This is a genomic window from Stenotrophomonas sp. CFBP8980 (genome assembly GCF_034046095.1).
In the GTDB taxonomy this organism is placed as follows: Bacteria; Pseudomonadota; Gammaproteobacteria; order Xanthomonadales; family Xanthomonadaceae; genus Stenotrophomonas; species Stenotrophomonas lacuserhaii.
Genome location: NZ_JAXCXF010000001.1, coordinates 282,266 through 302,733, shown reverse-complemented (window position 1 = coordinate 302,733; position 20,468 = coordinate 282,266). Strand labels below are relative to the sequence as shown.

16 protein-coding genes are annotated in these 20,468 nt (G+C 65.6%); 10 read left to right on the top strand and 6 right to left on the bottom strand.

Going from position 1 to position 20,468, the window contains the following annotated elements; all coding sequences use genetic code 11:
- Positions 1 to 30 precede the first annotated feature (30 nt).
- The 3 genes from SOM47_RS01395 to SOM47_RS01385 are packed head-to-tail and all read left to right on the top strand — an operon-like array spanning position 31 to position 7,792.
- Positions 31 to 1,185, top strand: a complete 1,155-nt coding sequence (locus tag SOM47_RS01395; protein ID WP_192083770.1) for an efflux RND transporter periplasmic adaptor subunit — start codon at positions 31 to 33, stop codon at positions 1,183 to 1,185.
- On the top strand, positions 1,182 to 4,715 hold the full coding sequence (locus tag SOM47_RS01390) for an efflux RND transporter permease subunit (RefSeq protein WP_320504574.1): 3,534 nt from the start codon (positions 1,182 to 1,184) through the stop codon (positions 4,713 to 4,715). The genes SOM47_RS01395 and SOM47_RS01390 overlap by 4 nt, the downstream gene beginning before the upstream one ends.
- Positions 4,712 to 7,792 (top strand): efflux RND transporter permease subunit, encoded by a 3,081-nt coding sequence (locus SOM47_RS01385; protein WP_192083768.1) that lies wholly within the window; start codon positions 4,712 to 4,714, stop codon positions 7,790 to 7,792. Before SOM47_RS01390 ends, SOM47_RS01385 begins: the two co-directional genes overlap by 4 nt.
- 120 nt (positions 7,793 to 7,912) lie before the next feature.
- Here SOM47_RS01385 and SOM47_RS01380 read toward each other — a convergent pair whose 3' ends face one another.
- The 6 genes from SOM47_RS01380 to ykgO all read right to left on the bottom strand — a co-directional run bounded on the left by SOM47_RS01380 (position 7,913) and on the right by ykgO (position 12,846).
- Positions 7,913 to 9,163 (bottom strand): TraB/GumN family protein, encoded by a 1,251-nt coding sequence (locus SOM47_RS01380; protein ID WP_320504573.1) that lies wholly within the window; start codon positions 9,161 to 9,163, stop codon positions 7,913 to 7,915.
- A gap of 4 nt (positions 9,164 to 9,167) precedes the next feature.
- Positions 9,168 to 9,698: a GNAT family N-acetyltransferase gene (locus SOM47_RS01375; protein WP_042614928.1), complete on the bottom strand. Its 531-nt coding sequence runs from the start codon at positions 9,696 to 9,698 to the stop codon at positions 9,168 to 9,170.
- 22 nt (positions 9,699 to 9,720) lie between these two features.
- The gene (locus SOM47_RS01370) at positions 9,721 to 10,608 is read right to left on the bottom strand and encodes a carbon-nitrogen hydrolase (RefSeq protein WP_192083765.1); all 888 of its coding nucleotides are present in this window, start codon (positions 10,606 to 10,608) and stop codon (positions 9,721 to 9,723) included.
- Positions 10,609 to 11,175: 567 nt separating this feature from the next.
- A complete protein-coding gene (locus SOM47_RS01365) occupies positions 11,176 to 12,219 on the bottom strand; it encodes an agmatine deiminase family protein (protein ID WP_320504572.1) in 1,044 nt (347 codons plus the stop codon).
- A 42-nt stretch (positions 12,220 to 12,261) separates the two neighbouring features.
- Positions 12,262 to 12,591 carry a hypothetical protein gene (locus SOM47_RS01360; RefSeq protein WP_042615405.1) on the bottom strand — a complete coding sequence of 110 codons (330 nt, stop codon included), beginning with the start codon at positions 12,589 to 12,591 and terminating at the stop codon, positions 12,262 to 12,264.
- Between the two features lie 129 nt (positions 12,592 to 12,720).
- Positions 12,721 to 12,846, bottom strand: a complete 126-nt coding sequence (ykgO, locus tag SOM47_RS01355; RefSeq protein ID WP_005409283.1) for a type B 50S ribosomal protein L36 — start codon at positions 12,844 to 12,846, stop codon at positions 12,721 to 12,723.
- 209 nt (positions 12,847 to 13,055) lie between these two features.
- Here ykgO and cmk point away from each other — a divergent pair, with 209 nt between their 5' ends.
- The 7 genes from cmk to SOM47_RS01320 all read left to right on the top strand — a co-directional run bounded on the left by cmk (position 13,056) and on the right by SOM47_RS01320 (position 20,467).
- On the top strand, positions 13,056 to 13,733 hold the full coding sequence (cmk, locus tag SOM47_RS01350; RefSeq protein WP_042615404.1) for a (d)CMP kinase: 678 nt from the start codon (positions 13,056 to 13,058) through the stop codon (positions 13,731 to 13,733).
- 212 nt (positions 13,734 to 13,945) lie between these two features.
- Positions 13,946 to 15,628, top strand: coding sequence for a 30S ribosomal protein S1 (rpsA, locus tag SOM47_RS01345; RefSeq protein ID WP_042615403.1), 1,683 nt, complete (start codon positions 13,946 to 13,948; stop codon positions 15,626 to 15,628).
- 87 nt (positions 15,629 to 15,715) lie between these two features.
- On the top strand, positions 15,716 to 16,021 hold the full coding sequence (locus tag SOM47_RS01340) for an integration host factor subunit beta (RefSeq protein ID WP_042615402.1): 306 nt from the start codon (positions 15,716 to 15,718) through the stop codon (positions 16,019 to 16,021).
- Positions 16,022 to 16,096: 75 nt separating this feature from the next.
- A complete protein-coding gene (locus SOM47_RS01335) occupies positions 16,097 to 16,378 on the top strand; it encodes a lipopolysaccharide assembly protein LapA domain-containing protein (protein WP_042615401.1) in 282 nt (93 codons plus the stop codon).
- A gap of 6 nt (positions 16,379 to 16,384) precedes the next feature.
- Entirely contained in the window at positions 16,385 to 17,563 is a 1,179-nt protein-coding gene (lapB, locus tag SOM47_RS01330) for a lipopolysaccharide assembly protein LapB (RefSeq protein WP_042615400.1), read from the top strand.
- 3 nt (positions 17,564 to 17,566) lie between these two features.
- Complete coding sequence (locus SOM47_RS01325) at positions 17,567 to 18,547, top strand: MraY family glycosyltransferase (protein ID WP_042615399.1); 981 nt, start codon at positions 17,567 to 17,569, stop codon at positions 18,545 to 18,547.
- A gap of 15 nt (positions 18,548 to 18,562) precedes the next feature.
- Positions 18,563 to 20,467, top strand: coding sequence for a polysaccharide biosynthesis protein (locus SOM47_RS01320; protein ID WP_320504571.1), 1,905 nt, complete (start codon positions 18,563 to 18,565; stop codon positions 20,465 to 20,467).
- The last annotated feature ends 1 nt before the right edge of the window (position 20,468 follow it).

Genomic DNA, 20,468 nt, shown 5'->3' with positions numbered 1-20,468 from the left:
ACCTGTTCACGCATCCCCAGGGACCCGACGATGTCACGCCATGCCTTCCTGCCCGCCGGCCGCAGCGGAATCTGCGCCGCCGCGCTGCTCATCTCCACCACCCTGCTGATGTCCGGCTGCGCGGGTGGCCCCAACAACGAAGCCAAGGCAGCGGACGGCAAGGACGGCAAGTCCGAAGAAAAGAAGGTTGATGCCGTGCCGGTGGAAGTGGCGGTGGCCAGCCATCGCGGCGTGGCTGCCAGCTACACCGGCACCGCCGCACTGGAGCCGCGCGCCGAATCGCAGGTGGTGGCCAAGACCTCCGGCGTGGCGCTGGCGGTACTGGTGGAAGAAGGCCAGCAGGTGCGTGCGGGGCAGCCGTTGGTGCGCTTGGACCCGGACCGCGCGCGGCTGGCGGTGGCGCAGAGCGAAGCGGTGATGCGCAAGCTGGAAAACAACTACCAGCGCGCCAACCGTTTGGTGGGCCAGCAGATGGTCAGCGCCGCAGACGTGGACCAGTTGCGTTATGACGTGGAAAACGCCCGCGCGCAGTACCGGTTGGCCACGCTGGAACTGTCCTACACCACGGTTACCGCTCCGATCTCCGGGGTGATCGCTTCGCGTTCGATCAAGACCGGCAACTTCGTGCAGATCAACACCCCGATCTTCCGCATCGTCGACAACGCGCGGCTGGAAGCCACGCTCAACGTGCCCGAGCGCGAGCTGGCCACGCTGCGTGCCGGCCAGCCGGTCACCCTGCTGGCCGATGCACTGCCGGGCAAGAGCTTCACCGGTCAGGTCGACCGCATCTCGCCGGTCGTCGATTCCGGCAGCGGCACGTTCCGTGTGGTGAGCACTTTCGACGGCGGCGCGCAGTCGCTGCAGCCGGGCATGTTCGGCCGCATCCGCATCGATTACGACCAGCGCGCCGATGCGCTGGTGGTGCCGCGCCTGGCGCTGCTGGACGACGGTGACCCAGCCGTGTTCCGCGTGCGCGCCGGCAAGGTCGCGCGCGTACCGGTGACGCTGGGCTACGCCGAGGGCGCCTGGGTGGAAGTGCGCGAGGGCCTGGCCGCAGGCGACCAGGTGGTCACCGCCGGCAAGGTCGCGCTGCGCGATGGCACCGCGGTACAGGTGATCGTGCCTACCGATCCCAAGCAGGTGACCAGGGCCACGCCGGCTGCCAAGGCAGGGAGCGCCCCATGACACCGGCCGGTAACGACCACGGTCGCGACCCGCACCCGGGTCACGGCCCCGGCAGCATGGGCGGAGGCCTGGTGGAGTTCGCCACGCGCCGCCGCGTGACCATCGCCATGTGCACGGTCACCCTCATCCTGTTCGGGCTGATCGCCTTGAACAGCCTGAAGGTCAACTTGCTGCCGGACCTGAGCTATCCCACCCTGACCGTGCGCACCGAGTACACCGGCGCGGCACCGTCTGAAATCGAAACCCTGATCTCCGAGCCGGTGGAAGAGGCGGTCGGGGTGGTCAAGAACCTGCGCAAGCTGAAGTCTATCTCGCGCACCGGCCAGAGCGATGTGGTGCTGGAGTTCGCCTGGGGCACCAACATGGACCAGGCCAGCCTGGAGGTGCGCGACAAGATGGAAGCGCTGAACCTGCCACTGGAAGCCAAGGCCCCGGTGCTGCTTCGCTTCAATCCGTCCACCGAACCGATCATGCGGCTGGTGATTTCCAGCAAGGACGCACCGGCCAGCGACGCCGAGGCGATCCGCGAGCTCACCGGCCTGCGCCGCTATGCCGACGAAGACCTGAAGAAGAAGCTGGAACCGGTCACCGGCGTGGCCGCAGTGAAGGTCGGCGGTGGCCTGGAGGATGAGATCCAGGTCGACATCGACCAGCAGAAGCTGGCGCAGCTGAACCTGCCGATCGACACCGTCATCCAGCGCCTGAAAGAGGAAAACATCAACATCTCCGGCGGGCGCCTGGAAGAGGGTTCGCAGCGTTTCCTGGTGCGTACCGTCAACCAGTTCGTCGATCTGGAAGAGATCCGCAACCTGCTGATCACCACCCAGTCCTCCAACGGCAGCGCAGCCGATTCGGCGATGGCGCAGATGTTCGCCATTGCTGCGGCAACCGGCTCGGACGCGGCGATGTCGGCGGCATCGGCGGCGCAGAGTGCATCGGGCGGAAACTCCAGCGTGGTGGCCAATGGCGTGCCGGTGCGGCTGAAGGATGTCGCCACGGTGCGCCAGGGCTACAAGGAACGCGAGGCGATCATCCGGTTGGGCGGCAAGGAAGCGGTGGAGCTGGCGATCTACAAGGAGGGCGACGCGAATACCGTAGCCACCGCCGAGGCCCTGCGCGCGCGGCTGGAGCAGATCAAGACCACCTTCCCGTCCGATGCCGAGCTCACCACCGTCGAGGACCAGTCGCGCTTCATCGAGCATGCGATCAGCGACGTCAAGAAGGATGCGGTGATCGGTGGCCTGCTGGCCATCCTGATCATCTTCCTGTTCCTGCGCGATGGCTGGAGCACCTTCGTCATCAGCCTGTCGTTGCCGGTGTCGATCATCGCCACGTTCTTCTTCATGGGCCAGCTGGGCCTGAGCTTGAACGTGATGTCGCTGGGCGGCCTGGCACTGGCCACCGGCCTTGTGGTGGATGATTCCATCGTGGTGCTGGAAAGCATCGCCAAGGCGCGCGAACGCGGGCTGGGCGTGTTGCAGGCAGCCATCGCGGGTACGCGGGAAGTGAGCATGGCGGTGGTGGCGTCCACCCTGACCACCATCGCGGTGTTCCTGCCGCTGGTGTTCGTCGATGGCATCGCCGGCCAGCTGTTCCGCGACCAGGCACTCACCGTGGCGATCGCCATCGCGATCTCGCTGCTGGTGTCGATGACCCTGATTCCGATGCTGAGTTCGTTGAAGGGCCGCCCGCCGCTGGCGTTCCCGGAAGAACCGGCTGGCGAAGCCAGGCGTCCGCAGAACCGCTGGTTGAAACCGGTGGCCGGTGGCCGTCGCGGCTTCGTGGCGGGCATCCGCTGGAGCTTCTTCGGCGCGGCCTGGCTGGTGGTGCGGGTGTGGCGCGGCATCGTGGCGGTGGTCGGCCCGGTGATGCGCAAGGCCAGCGACGTGGCGATGAAGCCCTACGGCGGCGCCGAACGCGGCTACCTGCGCCTGCTGCCCAGCGCACTGGCTCATCCGGGCAAGGTGCTGGGACTGGCGGCACTGGCCTTCGTGGCGACCATGGCACTGGTGCCGATGCTCGGCGCGGACCTGATCCCGCAGCTGGCACAGGACCGCTTCGAGATGACGGTGAAGCTGCCGGCCGGCACGCCGCTGAAGCAGACCGATGCGCTGGTGCGCGAACTGCAGCTGGAGCACGGCGACGGCAAGCAGGCGGCCGGCGAAGGCATTGCTTCGCTGTACGGTGTCAGTGGCGCCGGCACCCGGCTGGATGCCAGCCCGACCGAAAGCGGGGAGAACATCGGCAAGCTGACCGTGGTGATGGAAGGGGGCGGTGATGCACGCAGCGAAGCGGCCATCACCGAACGCCTGCGCGGCACCATGGCCTCGCATCCGGGCGTACAGGTGGACTTCGCACGACCGGCACTGTTCAGCTTCTCCACGCCGCTGGAAATCGAGCTGCGCGGGCAGGACATGGCCTCGCTGGAGCAGGCCGGGCAGCGGCTGGCGGCGATGCTGCGCAACAACGCGCACTACGCCGACGTCAAATCCACGGTGGAAGAAGGCTTCCCGGAAATCCAGATCCGCTTCGACCAGGAGCGCGCCGGTGCGCTGGGCCTCACCACCCGCCAGATCGCCGATGTGGTGGTCAAGAAAGTGCGCGGCGACGTCGCCACCCGCTACAGCTTCCGCGACCGCAAGATCGACGTGCTGGTGCGTGCGCAGCAGGGCGACCGGGCCAGCGTGGACAGCATCCGCCGGCTGATCGTCAACCCGGGCAGCACCCGCCCGGTGACCCTGGACGCGGTGGCCGAAGTGGTCGCCACCACCGGCCCCAGCGAGATCCATCGTGCCGACCAGACGCGGGTGGCAGTGGTATCGGCCAACCTGCGCGACATCGACCTGGGCGGTGCCATGCGCGAAGTGCAGGCGATGGTGGCCGAACAACCCTTGGGCGCTGCGGTGGGCATGCACATCGGCGGGCAGGGCGAAGAACTCGCCGAGTCGGCGCGATCGCTGATCTTCGCCTTCGGGCTGGCGATCTTCCTGGTCTACCTGGTGATGGCCTCGCAGTTCGAATCGCTGCTGCATCCGTTCGTGATCCTCTTCACCATCCCGCTGGCCCTGGTCGGGGCGGTGCTGGCGCTGCTGCTGAGCGGCAAGCCGATCTCGGTGGTGGTGTTCATCGGCTTGATCCTGCTGGTGGGGCTGGTGACCAAGAACGCGATCATCCTGATCGACAAGGTCAACCAGCTGCGCGAGGCCGGCGTGGCCAAGCACGAGGCGCTGGTGGAAGGCGCACGCTCGCGCTTGAGGCCGATCATCATGACCACGCTGTGCACGTTGTTCGGCTTCCTGCCGCTGGCGGTGGCGATGGGCGAGGGCGCCGAAGTGCGCGCGCCGATGGCGATCACCGTGATCGGCGGCCTGCTGGTGTCCACCCTGCTGACGCTGCTGGTGATCCCGGTGGTGTATGACCTGATGGACCGCAAGGGCGATGCCTATTACCGCGAGCGCGGGCGCAAGCTGGACCACGACGCGGGCTTTGACGCGCCCAAGGCCGGGCAGGGCCAAGGGGAGCCGGCATGAGCATCGCAGAGTTCTCCATTCGTCGCCCGGTCACCACCATCATGTGTTTCGTGTCACTGGTGGTGGTGGGCCTGATCGCCTCGTTCCGGCTGCCGCTGGAGGCGCTTCCGGACATCACTGCACCCTTCCTGTTCGTGCAGATTCCATACACCGGTTCCACCCCGGAAGAGGTGGAACGCACCCTGATCCGCCCGGTGGAAGAAAGCCTGGCGACGATGACCGGGATCAAGCGGATGCGCTCGTCGGCCACCTCCGAAGGGGCCAACATCTTCATCGAGTTCAGTGATTGGGACCGCGACATCGCCATCGCCGCATCCGATGCACGCGAGCGCATCGATGCCATCCGCACCGACCTGCCCGATGACCTGCAGCGCTACAACGTGTTCAAGTGGTCCAGCAGTGACGAGCCGGTGCTGAAGGTACGCCTGGCCAGCGATACCGACCTGACCGGCGCGTATGACATGCTGGACCGCGAGTTCAAGCGGCGCATCGAACGCATCCCCGGCGTGGCCCGGGTGAACATCTCCGGCGCACCGCCGAACGAAGTCGAGATCGCCATCGACCCGAACCGGCTGAACGCGCATGGGCTGAGCATCAACGAACTCAGCGAACGCCTGCGCACGTTGAACTTCTCGCTGTCGGCCGGGCAGATCGACGACAACGGCCAGCGCGTACGTGTGCAGCCGGTGGGCGAGATCACCGACCTGCAGGAGATGCGCGACCTGGTGATCAACGCCAAGGGACTGCGTCTGGGCGACATCGCCGAGGTGCGCCTGAAACCGACCCGGATGAGCTACGGTCGTCGCCTGGATGGCAACCCGGCGATCGGCCTGGACATCTTCAAGGAGCGCAGCGCCAACCTGGTGGAAGTCTCGCGCGCTGCGCTGGCCGAAGTGGAGGCGATCCGTGCACAGCCGAGCATGCGCGATGTGCAGATCAAGGTCATCGACAACCAGGGCAAGACGGTGACGTCCTCGCTGCTGGAACTGGCCGAAGCCGGTGCGGTCGGCCTGATCCTGTCGGTGACGGTGCTGTTCTTCTTCCTGCGCCACTGGCCCTCCACGCTGATGGTGACCCTGGCCATCCCGATCTGCTTCATCATCACCCTGGGCTTCATGTACTTCGTCGGGGTGACGCTGAACATCCTGACCATGATGGGCCTGCTGCTGGCGGTGGGCATGCTGGTGGACAACGCCGTGGTGGTGGTGGAGAGCATCTACCAGGAACGCGAGCGGATGCCCGACCAACCGCGGCTGGCCTCGATCATCGGCACCCGCAACGTGGCCATCGCGCTCAGCGCCGGCACCCTGTGCCACTGCATCGTGTTCATCCCGAACCTGTTCGGTGAAACCAACAACATCAGCATATTCATGTCGCAGATCGCGATCACCATCTCGGTGTCCCTGTTGGCGTCCTGGCTGGTGGCGGTGAGCCTGATCCCGATGCTGTCCGCGCGCATGGACACCCCGAAGCTGCTGCATTCAAAGACCGGCGTCATCGCGCGCCTGCAGGGCCGCTATGCGGTGCTGCTGGACTGGACCCTGCGCCACCGTGGCTGGAGCCTGCTCGGCATCCTGCTGGTGGTGCTGGTCAGCCTGGTGCCGATGAAGCTGACCAAGGTGGACATGTTCGGCGGCGATGGTGGCAAGGACGTGTTCATCGGCTACATGTGGAAAAGCGCCTACACCTACCGGCAGATGTCCGATGAAGTGAAACGCGTGGAAGACTGGCTCGATGCCAACCGCGAGCGCCTGCACATCGCCCAGGTGTATTCCTGGTACAGCGAAGACGAGGGCAGTTCCACCATCGTGACCTTGGACGAAGCGCACGCCGGGGGCCTGAAGGCGATCCAGGAAGAACTGCGCAAGGGCCTGCCGAAATCCGCGCGTGCCGATTACTTCGTCGGCAACCAGGGCGGCGATTCCGGTGGCAGCAACAGCGGCGTGCAGGTGCAGCTGGTCGGCGATTCCAGTTCGATGCTGCAGGAGATCGGCGAGGAAGTGCTGCCACTGCTGGCGCAGCGCAAGGAACTGCGCGATGTACGCATCGACAACGGCGAGAAGGGCAGCGAGCTGGCGATCAAGGTCGACCGCGAGCGAGCGGCCGCGTTCGGCTTCAATGCCGAACAGGTGGCCAGCTTCGTCGGCCTGGCACTGCGTGGCGCCCCGATGCGCGAGTTCCGCCGCGGCGACAACGAAGTGCCGGTGTGGGTGCGTTTCGCCGGCGCCGAGCAGAGCACGCCGGAGGACCTGGACGGCTTCAGCGTGCGCACCGGCGATGGCCGCACCGTGCCACTGCTGAGCCTGGTATCGGTGGAGATCCTGTCCTCGGCCACGCAGATCGGCCGCACCAACCGGCAGACCACGCTGACCATCAAGGCCAACCTGGCTGACAAGGTCACCGCCCCGGATGGGCGCAAGGCGATCGAGGCGGTGCTCAAGCCGATGAACTTCCCGGCCGGCTACAGCTTCAGCTTCGACGGTGGCGACTTCGGCAACGATGACGAAGCGATGCAGCAGATGCTGTTCAACCTGGTCATCGCGCTGCTGATGATCTACGTGGTGATGGCGGCGGTGTTCGAATCGCTGCTGTTCCCGGCGGCGATCATGAGCGGGGTGCTGTTCTCGATCTTCGGGGTGTTCTGGCTGTTCTGGCTGACCGGCACCTCGTTCGGCATCATGTCCTTCATCGGCATCCTGGTGCTGATGGGCGTTGTGGTGAACAACGGCATCGTGATGATCGAGCACATCAACAACCTGCGCCGGCGCGGCATGGCCCGCACCCAAGCGCTGGTGGAAGGCTCACGCGAACGCCTGCGCCCGATCATGATGACGATGGGTACGGCAATCCTGGCGATGGTGCCGATTTCGTTGACCGACACGCAGATGTTCGGCGACGGCCCGCCGTACTACCCGATGGCGCGCGCGATTGCCGGCGGCCTGGCGTTCTCCACGGTGGTCAGCCTGCTGTTCCTGCCGACCATCTACGCGGTGCTGGATGATGCGCGCAGTGCGGCGACGCGGCTCATCGGCAAGGCCCGCGGCCGGGGTGTGGACGCCCCGGTGGTGGAGGCCTGAACCGCGGAATGGGTAGCGCCGAGCCATGCTCGGCGGGATGTCCGGGCGAGAAGCCCGCCGCGCTCGCCGACCATGGGTCGGCGCTACCAGGTGACGACCTTCGGTCGTCACCCACTGGTTTCATCCGGCGACCTTGCCCCATACCTGGAAGCCGGTCAGCCACAGGCCCAGCATGCTGCCGAGGTTGGTCAGCATGAAGGTCAGCACCACGCGGGTCACGCGGTTGCGGTACCAGCCCTTCAGGCTCTGCGCATCGTCGCGCAGCTTGAGGAAATCCTCGTAGGCGGGCTTTCGCAGGCGCGCTTCCACCAGCGCGGCGAAGGCGCCGGTGGGAATGCTGAGGCGGAACGGCTTGAACGGGGCCACCACGATCGCGGTGAGGATGCTCAGCGGATGGCTGCCGGCCAGCAGGCAGCCCAGGCCGGCCAGGCCGCCGGTGTACATCGCCCAGGTGAGCAGCAGCTCGCCGCCCACCCCCAGCCCGCCGCGGTAGAAGCCCACGCCGATGCCGGTCGCCACGATCGCCAGGATGGCCAGCGTGAACCACGGAATGTTGCGCTTCTTCGCCACTTCTTCCAGCTGCGCGCGCAGCGCTACCGGCGCTTCGTGGTCGGTTTCCAGATATGTTGCCAGGCCGGCCAGATGGCCGGCGCCGACCACCGCCAGCACCTCGCGCTGTGCGGGCTCGGTGCCCTGCAGCGCACGTTCCTCGCGCAGGCGGGTAGCCATGTAGCGGTCGCGCTCGCCGATGATGGCGTCATACAGCGCGGGGCTTTCCTTGGCGAACTCGCCGAAGCTGGACTCCAGCATGTCGCCTTGCTTGAGCTTTTCGATTTCGTCCGTACCGACCTCGTCGGAGGAGAACAGGCCAGCGGCCAGGCCGGTCATCAGCTTGATCCTGCCGAAGAAGCCCAGCTGCGCCGAAGCGCGCTTGAAGGTCAGCCCGACCTCGCGGTCGATCAGGTGCACCGGCAGGCCCTGTTCCCGGGCCAGCAGCACCGCGCGCTTCAGTTCGGCGCCCGGTTCGATGCCCAGCTGTTCGGCCAGGCGACGCTGGTATGCCGACAGCGCAAGGTTGGCGGCGAACAGCGCCACGCGACCCTTGCGGATCACCTCCACCAGGTCCAGCTTGGCCAGCGTGTCCGGCTCGGTCAGCGCCTGCAGGCGCTGCGGATCCAGTTCCACCGCGACCGCGTCGAAGCGGCCGCTGTGGATGGCCTTTTCCACCGCTTCCACGCTGGCGTGCGAGACGTGCGCGGTGCCCAGAAGGGTATAGCGCACGCCATCGCGTTCGACGATGCGCACCGGTTGGCCGGCGAACAGCGCATCGTCTGCAGTCCCGTCGATGGACAGGGGGAGAGTGTCAGTCATGCAATTACTCGTTTGTAGGGGCGCTGTCGGCGCCGTCGCCCAGTGCACGCTGCATCTGCACGGTGTCCAGCCAACGGCCGTGCTTGCGGCCCAGGCCCTGGAACACGCCGACCAGATGGAAACCGAAGCGCTCGTGCAGCTTGATGGAGGCGGTATTGGTGGGTTCGCCGATGACCGCGACCATCTGCCGGTAGCCGCGCGCGGTGCAGGCATCGATCAGCGCCTGCAGCAGCGTGGTCCCGACGCGCTGGCCCTGGAAGCGCGCATCGACGTAGACCGAGTTTTCCACCGTCCACTGGTAGGCCACGCGGGTGCGGTAGGTATTGGCGTAGGCATAGCCGGCCACCTCGCCGTCGACTTCGGCGACAAGGTACGGAAAGCCGCGGGCGACGATGTCCTGCATCCGTCGCAGCATCTCCGCCGCTTCCGGGATGTCGTACTCGTAGGTGTTGACGAAGTCGGTCACTTCCACCGCGTAGATCGCGGTGATCGCGGTGATGTCAGCCTCGCTGACATCACGGATAAGCACGGCCATAGGCGCAGGTTCCGGCAGGGAATCAGTCGATGTAGCGCTTCAGCAGGTCGCCGTAGGCGTCGATGCGGCGGTCGCGCAGGAACGGCCAGATGCGCCGCACGTGTTCACTGCGCTGCAGGTCGACCTCGCAGATAAGCACCGTTTCTTCGCCACCGGCTTCGGCGATGAACTCGCCCTGCGGACCCAGCACGTGGCTGTTGCCCCAGAACTGGATGCCCGAGGCGCCCATCGGGGAGGGTTCATGGCCGACGCGGTTGCAGCTCAGCACCGGCACGCCATTGGCCACGGCATGGCCGCGGTGGCTGAGTATCCAGGCGTCGCGCTGGCGGTTCTTTTCATCCTGCTGGTCGTCCGGATCCCAACCGATGGCGGTGGGGTAGAGCAGCAGTTCGGCGCCGGCCAGCGCCATCAGGCGCGCCGCTTCCGGATACCACTGGTCCCAGCACACCAGCACGCCGAGGCGGCCGACCGAGGTGTCGATCGGGGTGAAACCAAGGTCGCCGGGGGTGAAATAAAATTTCTCGTAGAAACCCGGGTCATCCGGGATATGCATCTTGCGGTACTTGCCGAGCAGGCTGCCGTCCTTTTCGAACACCACGGCGGTGTTGTGGTACAGGCCAGCGGCGCGGCGTTCGAACAGCGAGGCGACGATGACCACGCCATGCTGTTTGGCCAGCTTGCCGATGCGTTCGGTGCTGGGGCCGGGAATCGGCTCGGCCAGGTCGAATTCGTCGACGCTTTCGTGCTGGCAGAAGTACGCGCCGTTATGCAGTTCCTGCAGCAGGATCAGCTTGGCACCCTGTGCGGCCGCTTCAGCGACGCGGGATTCGATCACGGCGAGGTTGGCGGCGGCATCACCGTGGTTGCGCTCCTGGATCAGGGCGACGGTAAGGGGCTGGCGGGGGCTCATCCGGAAGCGTTCCTGCGGGGGAAAACGTGCATGTTAACGCGGATGGGGGAGGGTGGCGTGGCGGCGGCTGAATGACGGGTATGAGGGTGTTCTGGCCTGCGGCCGGCAGAGGCGTGAGCAACGTCAACTGCGTAGAGCAACAGCGCTGCTGCGTTGGCGTGGGCGGGGCGGGAGGGGCTGCTGGGAATCGCCGTGAATACGTCCCTGTAGGCTCGCCATCGCCATCCATGGCGATGAGCGTTCCCAGCACCCCCTCCCGCCCCACCTCCGACAGGTCCATGGCGGCCATGGGGCCTTCGGTAGCGCCGACCCATGGTCGGCGGATGGTAGGGGGAATGAGGTCTGACGGACTCCGCCGACCATGGGTCGGCGCTACCGCTTTTTTTCTTTCGTGGCTGGCGGCCCATGGAACGTGCCCGAGGGTCGGGCGGTGGGGCTGGGCGGGGGCGTTGAGCGCCATGGATGGCGCGAAACGAGGCCCGCATGGATGCAGCCCTTGCCGTCCCCCGACCAGCCCCACCGCCCGGCCCGCCCCAGGATGCGGCTTTCCAGCCAGCCACGAAGGGCTCAGCCGTTTGCGGCCAGCAACCCCGCCGGCAGCTGCATGGTGATGCAATGCAGACTGCCGTTCTGCCAGATCAACGACCGGCACGGCACCTGCACGATCTCCCGGTCCGGGAACGCCGCCGCCAGCACGTCACGCGCCGCGTCGTCGGCCACGGCGCCGTAAGCCGGCATCAGCACCGCGCCATTGATGATCAGGAAGTTCGCGTAGGACGCTGCCAGGCGGCGCCCTTCATCCAGCACCGGCTGCGGCCACGGCAGCGGGAACAGGCGGTACGGCTGGCCATCGGCGGTGCGCAGCGCGGCCAGCTCAGCACCCATCGCCTGCAGCTCTGCATGGTGTGAATCAGACGCATCGTCGCAGGCCTGGTAGACGATGCTGTCGGCCGAGGCGAAGCGCGCCAGCGTGTCGATGTGCGCGTCGGTGTCATCACCTTCCAGGTAGCCGTGGTCCAGCCACAGCACGCGGTCCTGCTGCAGCCAGTCGGCCAGGTCGGCGGACAGGCTGTCGCGGTCGCGGTCCGGGTGACGCTCGTGCAGGCATTTCCAGGTGGTCAGCAGGGTGCCTTGGCCATCGGTTTCGATGCCACCGCCCTCAAGCGCGAAGGCAATGCTGCGCACTGGGGCGTCGTTGAACACGCGCGCGGCATCGAGCACGCCGACCAGCTGATCGTCCAGGGTGGCGTCGAACTTGCCGCCCCAGCCGGTGAAGCGGAAATCCAGCAGCTGGAAGCCGCCGTCCTTGCGCTGCAGGGTGATCGGGCCGGAGTCGCGCAGCCAGGTGTCATCGTAGGCGGCGGTGACGAACAGCACGCGGTCCATGTCGATGCGGTTGGAGCGCAGGCGCATCTCGGCGTAGGTCTCCACGTCATCGTCGGCCACGCAGATCAGCACCGGCTGGAAGCGGGTGATCGCCGCGACCAGGGCGATGTAGGTCTCTTCCACCTGGCCCAGGCGATCGGCCCAGTCGGTGTCGGCGGTCGGCCAGGCAATCAGGATGCCGCTCTGGGCTTCCCATTCGGCAGGAAAACGAAGGGTCTGGTTCATGGTCTCGCTTGGATGCGCCCGCGCAGGCGCGGGCCGGGTTCGTCAGCGGATCGGCGGCTTGGGGCCGATCTCGTTAGGGGCCGCCTTGTTGGCCACCACGTCGATCACCTTCTGCCTTTCGAAGTAGACGGTGAACTGCGGGTAGACCCAGCGGTTGATGGTCGGCCACTGGCGCTTCTGGCCGCCGCGGGCATCGAGCTGTTCAGCGGGTGAGCCGAACTGGCTCTGCACCTGCTGCATGCTCTGTCCGCGGACGGGCAGGGCGCCGGCCGGCTTGTCGGCGGCACGGTCGATCAGCAGGGTATCGGCCAGCGCCGGCGTGGCGGCGGCCAGCATGGCCAGCACGGCCAGGGACATCAGGTAACGCTTCATCTCGAGCTACTCCCCAGTGGTCAAGAACGGCGATTACAGCACAAACAAAGCAGAAAGCCGCCCGGAGGCGGCTTTCTGCATCAAACCGGCCCCGCGAAGGAACCGTGGACGGCCGTCAGGCCGGCCGACTCAGCGCTGGCGCGCCTTGAAACGCGGGTTCGACTTGCAGATGACGAAGATCTTGCCACGACGACGCACGACCTTGCAGTCACGGTGACGGGCCTTCGCCGACTTCAGGGAGGACAGGACTTTCATGGCATACCTCGGCGTACACGTTGAGTGTAAAAGTAAGTGTTCAGATGGAGCGCGGCCGCGATATGCCAGAGACAATACTGCGTTGACGCTCGTTCAAGCCCGCCATTCTACCGGGCTTTTCTCCATCGTTTCAAGTGGTTGCACAGAACAATCGTGGCAGGCGCTCAGGCTGGGGCTAGAATGGGGCCTTCACACCCGCTGGAAACCCCATGTCCGCACTCGTTCCCGTCCTCACCATCGACGGCCCTTCCGGGGCTGGCAAGGGTACCATCAGCCGCATCGTCGCCCGTCGGCTGGGCTGGCATTACCTCGATTCGGGTGCGCTGTACCGGGCCGTGGGCGTGGCGGCAAGCTGGGCCGACATCGATACCTCCGACGCCTCCGCGCTGGTGCGCTGCACCTTTGACACCAAGGTCCAGTTCGTAGAGCAGGGCGAGGCGATGCGGGTGCTGGTCAACGGCACCGACGCCACCGACGAGCTGCGGCTGGAGACCACCGGGGCGCTGGCCTCGGCCATTGCCGCCATTCCGGAGGTGCGCAGCGCACTGAAGGAGCGCCAGCGCGCATTCAGGTCGGCGCCCGGCCTGGTCGCGGACGGTCGCGACATGGGCACGGTCATCTTCGCCGACGCCCCATTCAAGGTTTTCCTGACCGCCAGCGCTGAGGAGCGCGCCGAGCGCCGGCATAAGCAGTTGAATGACAAAGGGGTTTCTGTTAACTTTGATGACCTCCTGCGCGAGATCATGGCCCGCGACGCCCGTGATGCACAGCGCACTGTGGCGCCCCTGAAGCCGGCAGACGATGCCGTCCTCATCGATACCACTGGTATCGGCATCGATGATGTCGTTGCACGAGTGATGGATCTGCTTCCGGTTTCGGCTGCCTGATCCGTTCGTACAGGAGTACCGCCAGCGTTCGTGGCGGTTGTCGCCGCCGCAAGGCGATCCGTACTGCAAGGTAGTAAATGCTCCGTCGCGCAATGATGCGTGGCGGTTTAACCACTTCACACACGGCCTGCTTTTCCGGGGTCGACCAACAGGCGGGCAGATGGACTCCTTGATGGAAGCCGCTGACCCATGTGATCAACAGAGTAAATCTAATGACCGAATCTTTTGCCGAACTGTTTGAAGCCAGCCAGGCCAATCTGGCCAAGCTGAAGCCGGGCTCGATCGTCAGCGGTACCGTCGTGGAAGTCCGCGGCGATGTCGTGGTGATCAACGCCGGGCTGAAGTCCGAAGGCATCGTGCCGATCGAACAGTTCCGTAACGACGCTGGCGAAATCGATGTCGCTGAAGGCGATATCGTCAAGGTCGCCCTCGATTCCATCGAGAACGGCTTCGGTGAAACCGTCCTGTCGCGCGAGAAAGCCAAGCGCGCCATGGTGTGGGACGAGCTGGAAGAAGCGTTGGAAAAGAACGAAACCATCACCGGCCGCATCAGCGGCAAGGTCAAGGGTGGTTTCACCGTGGACATCAAGGATGTCCGCGCGTTCCTGCCGGGTTCCCTGGTCGATGTGCGCCCCGTGCGCGATCCGGCCTACCTGGAAGGCAAGGAGCTGGAGTTCAAGCTCATCAAGCTGGACCGCAAGCGTAACAACGTCGTGGTTTCGCGCCGCGCTGTCGTCGAAAGCGAGCACTCGGAAGAGCGCGAGCAGCTGATGGACAAGCTGCAGGAAGGCGCGATCCTGAAGGGTGTCGTCAAGAACCTGACCGACTACGGCGCATTCGTGGACCTGGGCGGTATCGACGGCCTGCTGCACATCACCGACATGGCATGGAAGCGCGTGCGCCATCCGTCCGAAGTCGTGAATGTCGGCGACGAGCTGGACGTGCGCGTGCTGAAGTTCGACCGCGAGCGCAACCGCGTTTCGCTGGGCCTGAAGCAGCTGGGCGAAGATCCGTGGGATAACATCTCGCGTCGTTACCCGGCCAACAGCCGCGTCTTCGGCAAGGTCTCCAACGTGACCGATTACGGCGCGTTCGTCGAGATCGAGCCGGGCGTGGAAGGCCTGGTGCACGTGTCCGAGATGGATTGGACCAACAAGAACGTCAACCCGTCCAAGGTTGTGCAGGTGGGTGACGAAGTCGAAGTGATGGTGCTGGATTGTGACGAAGAGCGTCGCCGCATCTCGCTGGGCATGAAGCAGGTTGCCGCCAATCCGTGGGAAACCTTCGCTGCCACCCACAAGAAGGGTGACAAGGTGTCGGGCCAGATCAAGTCGATCACCGACTTCGGCATCTTCATCGGCCTGGACGGCGGCATCGACGGCCTGGTCCACCTGTCCGACATCAGCTGGGCGACCACTGGTGAAGACATCGTGCGCAACTTCAAGAAGGGCGACAACCTGGACGCCGTCGTCCTGGCCGTCGATCCGGAACGCGAGCGCATCAGCCTGGGCGTCAAGCAGCTGGAGCAGGACCCGTTCGGCCAGTTCATGGCCGTGAACCCGAAGGGTTCGAAGATCGAAGGTGTGGTCAAGGAAGTTGACGCCAAGGGCGCCATCATCGAACTGGCCGACGGCATCGAGGGCTATGTGGCTGCCCGCGATATCTCCGCCGACCGCGTCGACGATGCAACCCAGCACCTGAAGGTTGGCGACAAGATCGAAGCCAAGTTCGTGGGCATGGACCGCAAGGGCCGTACCCTGCAGCTGTCGATCAAGGCGAAGGACGATGCCGAAATGCGCGAAGTGCTGGAGGACTACCAGTCCGCCGCTTCAGGTGGCATGACCCAGCTTGGCGCGCTGCTGCGTGCACAGCTGGGCGGCAACAAGTCCGAGTAATCGGCCTTACGCTGTCGTAGTTTCCTGGACGGCCCGGACATTTGTCCGGGCCGTTTCAGGGTTGGAGCCCCCCAAGCAGAGCCTGCAATGACCAAATCGGAACTGATCGAAATCCTCGCGCGCCGGCAGGCGCACCTGAAGGCCGATGATGTCGATCTGGCGGTCAAGTCGTTGCTGGAAATGATGGGTGGTTCGTTGTCGGCCGGTGACCGGATCGAGATCCGTGGTTTCGGCAGTTTTTCCCTGCATTACCGCCCGCCGCGACTGGGCCGCAACCCCAAGACGGGGGAGTCGGTCGCCCTGCCGGGCAAGCATGTACCGCATTTCAAGCCGGGCAAGGAGCTGCGCGAACGCGTCAGCGACGTGGTTCCGCAGGATGCTGATCCTGCCTGACGGCAGTGACGTTGCGCGTGCGATCCCCCCGCCGGGTCGGATAAGCTACAGACCGGGCATGACTGGAGCTGTCGCATGAAGGTTTTCCGTTTGCTGGTCCTGCTGGCCGTTCTGGTCCTTGGACTCATCATCGGCGCGGTCAACATGACCGAGATGTCGATCAATCTTGTATTTACCCAATTGCATACCTCGGTTGGCGTGGCGATGATCGCCGCATTGCTGGTCGGGGTCGTGGTCGGTGCCGGTCTGGTGCTGGTGAGCGTGGTCGTTCCGCTCTATGCCCAGCTGCGCCGCGCCAACAAGGCCGCCCTGGTGACCCCGGTGGCGACCCCCAATCCTCCTTTTGCCGGACGCTGATCACGCATGGAATTCGTTTCCCAGTACTTCTGGTTCTTTCTCTGCGTACCGCTGGCCGCCGTCGCCGGCTGGGTGATCGGCCGTCGCGGCGGGCAGCGGCACGGTGACAACCAGGTCAGCCGCTTGTCCAGCACCTATTTCCGTGGCCTGAACTACCTGCTCAACGAGCAGCCGGACAAGGCGATCGAGCTGTTCCTGCACATCGCCGAGCTGGACAAGGAAACCTTCGAGACCCAGGTCGCGCTGGGCCATCTGTTCCGCCGTCGTGGCGAGGTCGACCGTGCCATCCGCCTGCACCAGGGGCTGGTCAACCGTACCGACCTGAGTGATGCCCAGCGTGTACAGGCGCTGCTGGCGCTCGGCGAGGACTACATGAAGTCAGGCCTGCTGGACCGCGCCGAAACGGTGTTCAGCGAGCTGGCGCAGATCGACCAGCGCGCCCCGCAGGCACTCAAGCACCTGATCGGCATCTACCAGGCTGAGCGCGACTGGGAAAAGGCGATCGACAACGCCCTGCGCTTTGAGGAAGTGACCGGCGAGCCGATGGGCAAACTGGTGGGACAGTTTGAATGTGAACTGGCCGAACGCCATCGTGGTGCCGGCAACGTCGAGGAGGCGAGGGCGGCCATTGCGCGCGCCTACCAGGCTGATGCGATGTCGGTGCGTGCCGGCATCATCGAAGGCAGGCTGGAAACCGACGCGGGCAATGCCGAAGCCGCCGTGCGCGCCTTCGAGCGCGCCGCACGCAATGATCCGGAATACCTGCCCGAAGTGCTGCAGCCGCTGATGCAGAACTATCGCAAGGTCGGTGACATGGGCGGCGCCCGCAGCTTCCTGTCGGAAATGACCGAGCATTACCGCGGCATCGCCCCGGTGCTGGCACTGACCCGCCTGATGGAAGAACAAGAGGGCATTTCGCCCGCCCGTGCCTATCTGGGCCGGCAGCTGAAGGACCGCCCGTCGGTACGTGGCGAGTCGGCGCTGATCGACCTCACCCTGGCCGAAGGCGCCGATCCCACCGCGACCCTGCATGACCTCAAACACATCACCGATCAGCTGCTGGTGCGCAACCCGGCCTATCGCTGCACGCGTTGCGGCTTCGGCGCGCGCACCCATCACTGGCAATGCCCCAGCTGCAAGGAATGGGGAACGGTCAAGCCGCTGCTGAACTACGCGGTGCTGTAAGCGATGCGGGAGATCCAACCGTGGCTGGCGCTTGTGGCGCTGGCGCTGGTATCGGGCGTGCTGACCTGGCTGGCGCGTCGCTACGCGTTGCGGCGGCAGCTGCTGGACCACCCGGGCGAGCGCCGCAGCCACCAGGTTGCGACGCCGCGCGGCGGGGGGATCGCCATCGTGGTGACTGCACTGGTCGGCCTCGCTGCGGGCGCGTTGCTCTACCCGACCGCCGCAGCGCAACTGGCGATATTCGCCACTGGCCTGGCGCTGGTGGCGGGCATCGGCTGGTGGGACGATCACCGCCCGTTGCCGGCCATTCGCCGGCTGCTGGTACACATGCTGGCATCGGCCCTGCTGGCTGGCCTGGTCTGGCAGGCGACGGGCAATGCGCTGCAGGCCGTGCTGCTGTTCCTGGTGGCGACCGCGCTGGTGAACCTGTGGAACTTCATGGACGGCATCAACGGCATCGCCAGCGGCTATGCGCTGGTCGGTGCGCTGAGCCTGGCCGCGGTGATGCCGATGCCGTTCGCGCTGATCGCGGTGGTGGTCGCGGCCGGCTGCCTGGGGTTCCTGCCGTTCAACTTCCCGCGCGCACGCATTTTCATGGGTGACGTCGGCAGTGGTGCGCTGGGGTACCTGATGGCGGCCTTGGCGGGGCTGGCCAGCGTGGTCACCAGCATTCACTGGCTGGCGCTGCTGATACCGTTGTCAGCCTTCATCGTGGACGCGGGCTTCACGCTGTCATCCCGCATGCTCTCGGGGCAGCGCTGGATGGAACCGCATACGCAGCATGTCTACCAGCGCGCGGTGAAGGCGGGTTTCAGCCACGCACGGGTGACGGGCGTGTATATTCTGCTCGGCCTCGTCGGCGCAGCAGTGCTGGATGCTTCCGTTCCGCTGCCGCCGCTGCAACAGGCCGGCGTAGCGGTGGCCTGGGGCGCGCTGTTGGCCTGTCTGTGGGCTGTCATGCGTGTTCGCCTGCGCAACTATTGAGGGTTTAACCTGGTCATGTCAGCTCGGTGGAATCGAATAATCGCGTTGGTGCCCCGCGCGGCCATTGTCGTCCATGACCTGTTCATGGTGTGGGCCTGCTGGCAGCTGCTGCATGCCGGCCGCTATTCCATCCTGCCCGAGGCGCCCGCGTTGCCGCTCTGGAATGTCGACACCTCGCTGGTGCTGGGCATCCAGGCGTTGGTGTTCTGGCGCGTCGGGCTGTATCGCGGTCTGTGGCGGTTCGCCAGCGTTGCCGACCTGATCAACATCTTCAAGGCCAGTTTCATCGGCCTGGTGGCCATCGTCCTGACCCTGATGTGGAAGCGCTTCGACGGCGTTCCAATGTCGGTGCTGGTCATCTACCCGTTCGCGCTGTCGGCCCTGCTGGGCGCTCCGCGCCTGCTGTACCGCGCCTGGAAGGATTACCAGGCCGTGCAGTCCGATACCAGCGGGCGGCGCGTGCTGATTCTCGGTGCAGGCCAGGCTGCCGAGGCACTGGTTCGTGACCTGCGGCGTTCAGGCGAGTTCGATCCGGTCGGCCTGCTCGACGACGCCCCGCACCTGCAGGGCGCCAAGTTGCAGGGCCTGCCGATCCTGGGCACGCTGGATGACGCCGCCGCAGTTGCCCGCGAGACGGCCGCCAAGCTGATCGTCATCGCCATTCCCTCCTTGGATGCGGTCGGCATGCAGCGCGTGGTCGGCCTGTGCGAAAGCACCGGGGTGCCGTTCCGCACCGTGCCCAAACTCACTGACATCCTGCAGGGGCAGTCGCTGCCGGGGCAGTTGAAGGAAGTGGCGATCGAAGACCTGCTCGGCCGCAAGCCGATCCAGCCGGACTGGTCGCTGATCCGCAATTGGCTGGGTGGCCGTACGGTGCTGGTCACCGGCGCGGGCGGGTCGATCGGTTCGGAACTGTGCCGGCAGTGCGCCCGCCACGGGGCAGGGCGCATCGTCCTGCTGGAAATGAGCGAGCTGCTGCTGCTGACCATCGAAGCCGAGCTGCGCCGCAGCTTCCCGGATATCGAAGTGGAGGCGGTGCTGGGTGACTGTGGCGATCCGGCGGTGATCCGCCACGCGCTGTCGCTGCATCGCATCGAAGCGGCTTTCCACGCGGCCGCCTACAAGCAGGTGCCGGTGCTGGAGCGTCAGCTGCGCGAAGCGGTGCGCAACAACATCCTGGCTACCGAAAATGTGGCCCGGGCCTGCATGGACGCGAAGGTCGAGCACTTCGTGTTCATCTCCACCGACAAGGCGGTGGACCCGGTCAATTCGCTGGGCGCCAGCAAGCGCTATGCGGAGATGATCTGCCAGAGCCTGGACCAGAAGTCCACGCATACCCGTTTCGTGACCGTCCGCTTCGGCAACGTGCTGGCCTCGGCCGGCAGCGTGGTGCCGGTGTTCCGCGACCAGATCATGAAGGGCGGCCCGGTGACCGTGACCGACCCGGAAGTCACCCGCTATTTCATGACCATTCCCGAGGCCTGCCAGCTGATCCTGCAGGCGGCCGCGTCGGCATCGCACGGCGCGATCTACACGCTGGACATGGGCGAACCGGTGCCGATCCGCGTGCTGGCCGAACAGATGATCCGGCTGGCGGGCAAGCAGCCGTACAAGGACATCGCAATCATCTATACCGGACTGCGCCCCGGTGAAAAGCTGCACGAGACGCTGTTCTATTCCGATGAGGATTACCGGCCCACTTCGCACCCGAAAGTGCTGGAGGCCGGTGTGCGCACGTTCTCGCGCGACCTGGTACTGGGCAACGTGCCCAAGCTGCGCGAGGCCATCGCTACTTACGATATCAACGCGATCCAGGAGATCCTGTTCGCGACGATGCCGGAATTCGATCCGCTTCAACAGGATGCTTACATTCCATCCGCTAACGTAGTGCCTTTCCCGGCACGTGAGGCCAACAGGTAAT

Bases quoted from the DNA above. Each gene is read 5' to 3' on its own strand.
- SOM47_RS01395 (WP_192083770.1), top strand. From the start codon at position 31: ATGTCACGCCATGCCTTCCTGCCCGCCGGCCGCAGCGGAATCTGCGCC.
- SOM47_RS01390 (WP_320504574.1), top strand. From the start codon at position 1,182: ATGACACCGGCCGGTAACGACCACGGTCGCGACCCGCACCCGGGTCAC.
- SOM47_RS01385 (WP_192083768.1), top strand. From the start codon at position 4,712: ATGAGCATCGCAGAGTTCTCCATTCGTCGCCCGGTCACCACCATCATG.
- SOM47_RS01380 (WP_320504573.1), bottom strand. From the start codon at position 9,163: ATGACTGACACTCTCCCCCTGTCCATCGACGGGACTGCAGACGATGCG.
- SOM47_RS01375 (WP_042614928.1), bottom strand. From the start codon at position 9,698: ATGGCCGTGCTTATCCGTGATGTCAGCGAGGCTGACATCACCGCGATC.
- SOM47_RS01370 (WP_192083765.1), bottom strand. From the start codon at position 10,608: ATGAGCCCCCGCCAGCCCCTTACCGTCGCCCTGATCCAGGAGCGCAAC.
- SOM47_RS01365 (WP_320504572.1), bottom strand. From the start codon at position 12,219: ATGAACCAGACCCTTCGTTTTCCTGCCGAATGGGAAGCCCAGAGCGGC.
- SOM47_RS01360 (WP_042615405.1), bottom strand. From the start codon at position 12,591: ATGAAGCGTTACCTGATGTCCCTGGCCGTGCTGGCCATGCTGGCCGCC.
- ykgO (WP_005409283.1), bottom strand. From the start codon at position 12,846: ATGAAAGTCCTGTCCTCCCTGAAGTCGGCGAAGGCCCGTCACCGTGAC.
- cmk (WP_042615404.1), top strand. From the start codon at position 13,056: ATGTCCGCACTCGTTCCCGTCCTCACCATCGACGGCCCTTCCGGGGCT.
- rpsA (WP_042615403.1), top strand. From the start codon at position 13,946: ATGACCGAATCTTTTGCCGAACTGTTTGAAGCCAGCCAGGCCAATCTG.
- SOM47_RS01340 (WP_042615402.1), top strand. From the start codon at position 15,716: ATGACCAAATCGGAACTGATCGAAATCCTCGCGCGCCGGCAGGCGCAC.
- SOM47_RS01335 (WP_042615401.1), top strand. From the start codon at position 16,097: ATGAAGGTTTTCCGTTTGCTGGTCCTGCTGGCCGTTCTGGTCCTTGGA.
- lapB (WP_042615400.1), top strand. From the start codon at position 16,385: ATGGAATTCGTTTCCCAGTACTTCTGGTTCTTTCTCTGCGTACCGCTG.
- SOM47_RS01325 (WP_042615399.1), top strand. From the start codon at position 17,567: ATGCGGGAGATCCAACCGTGGCTGGCGCTTGTGGCGCTGGCGCTGGTA.
- SOM47_RS01320 (WP_320504571.1), top strand. From the start codon at position 18,563: ATGTCAGCTCGGTGGAATCGAATAATCGCGTTGGTGCCCCGCGCGGCC.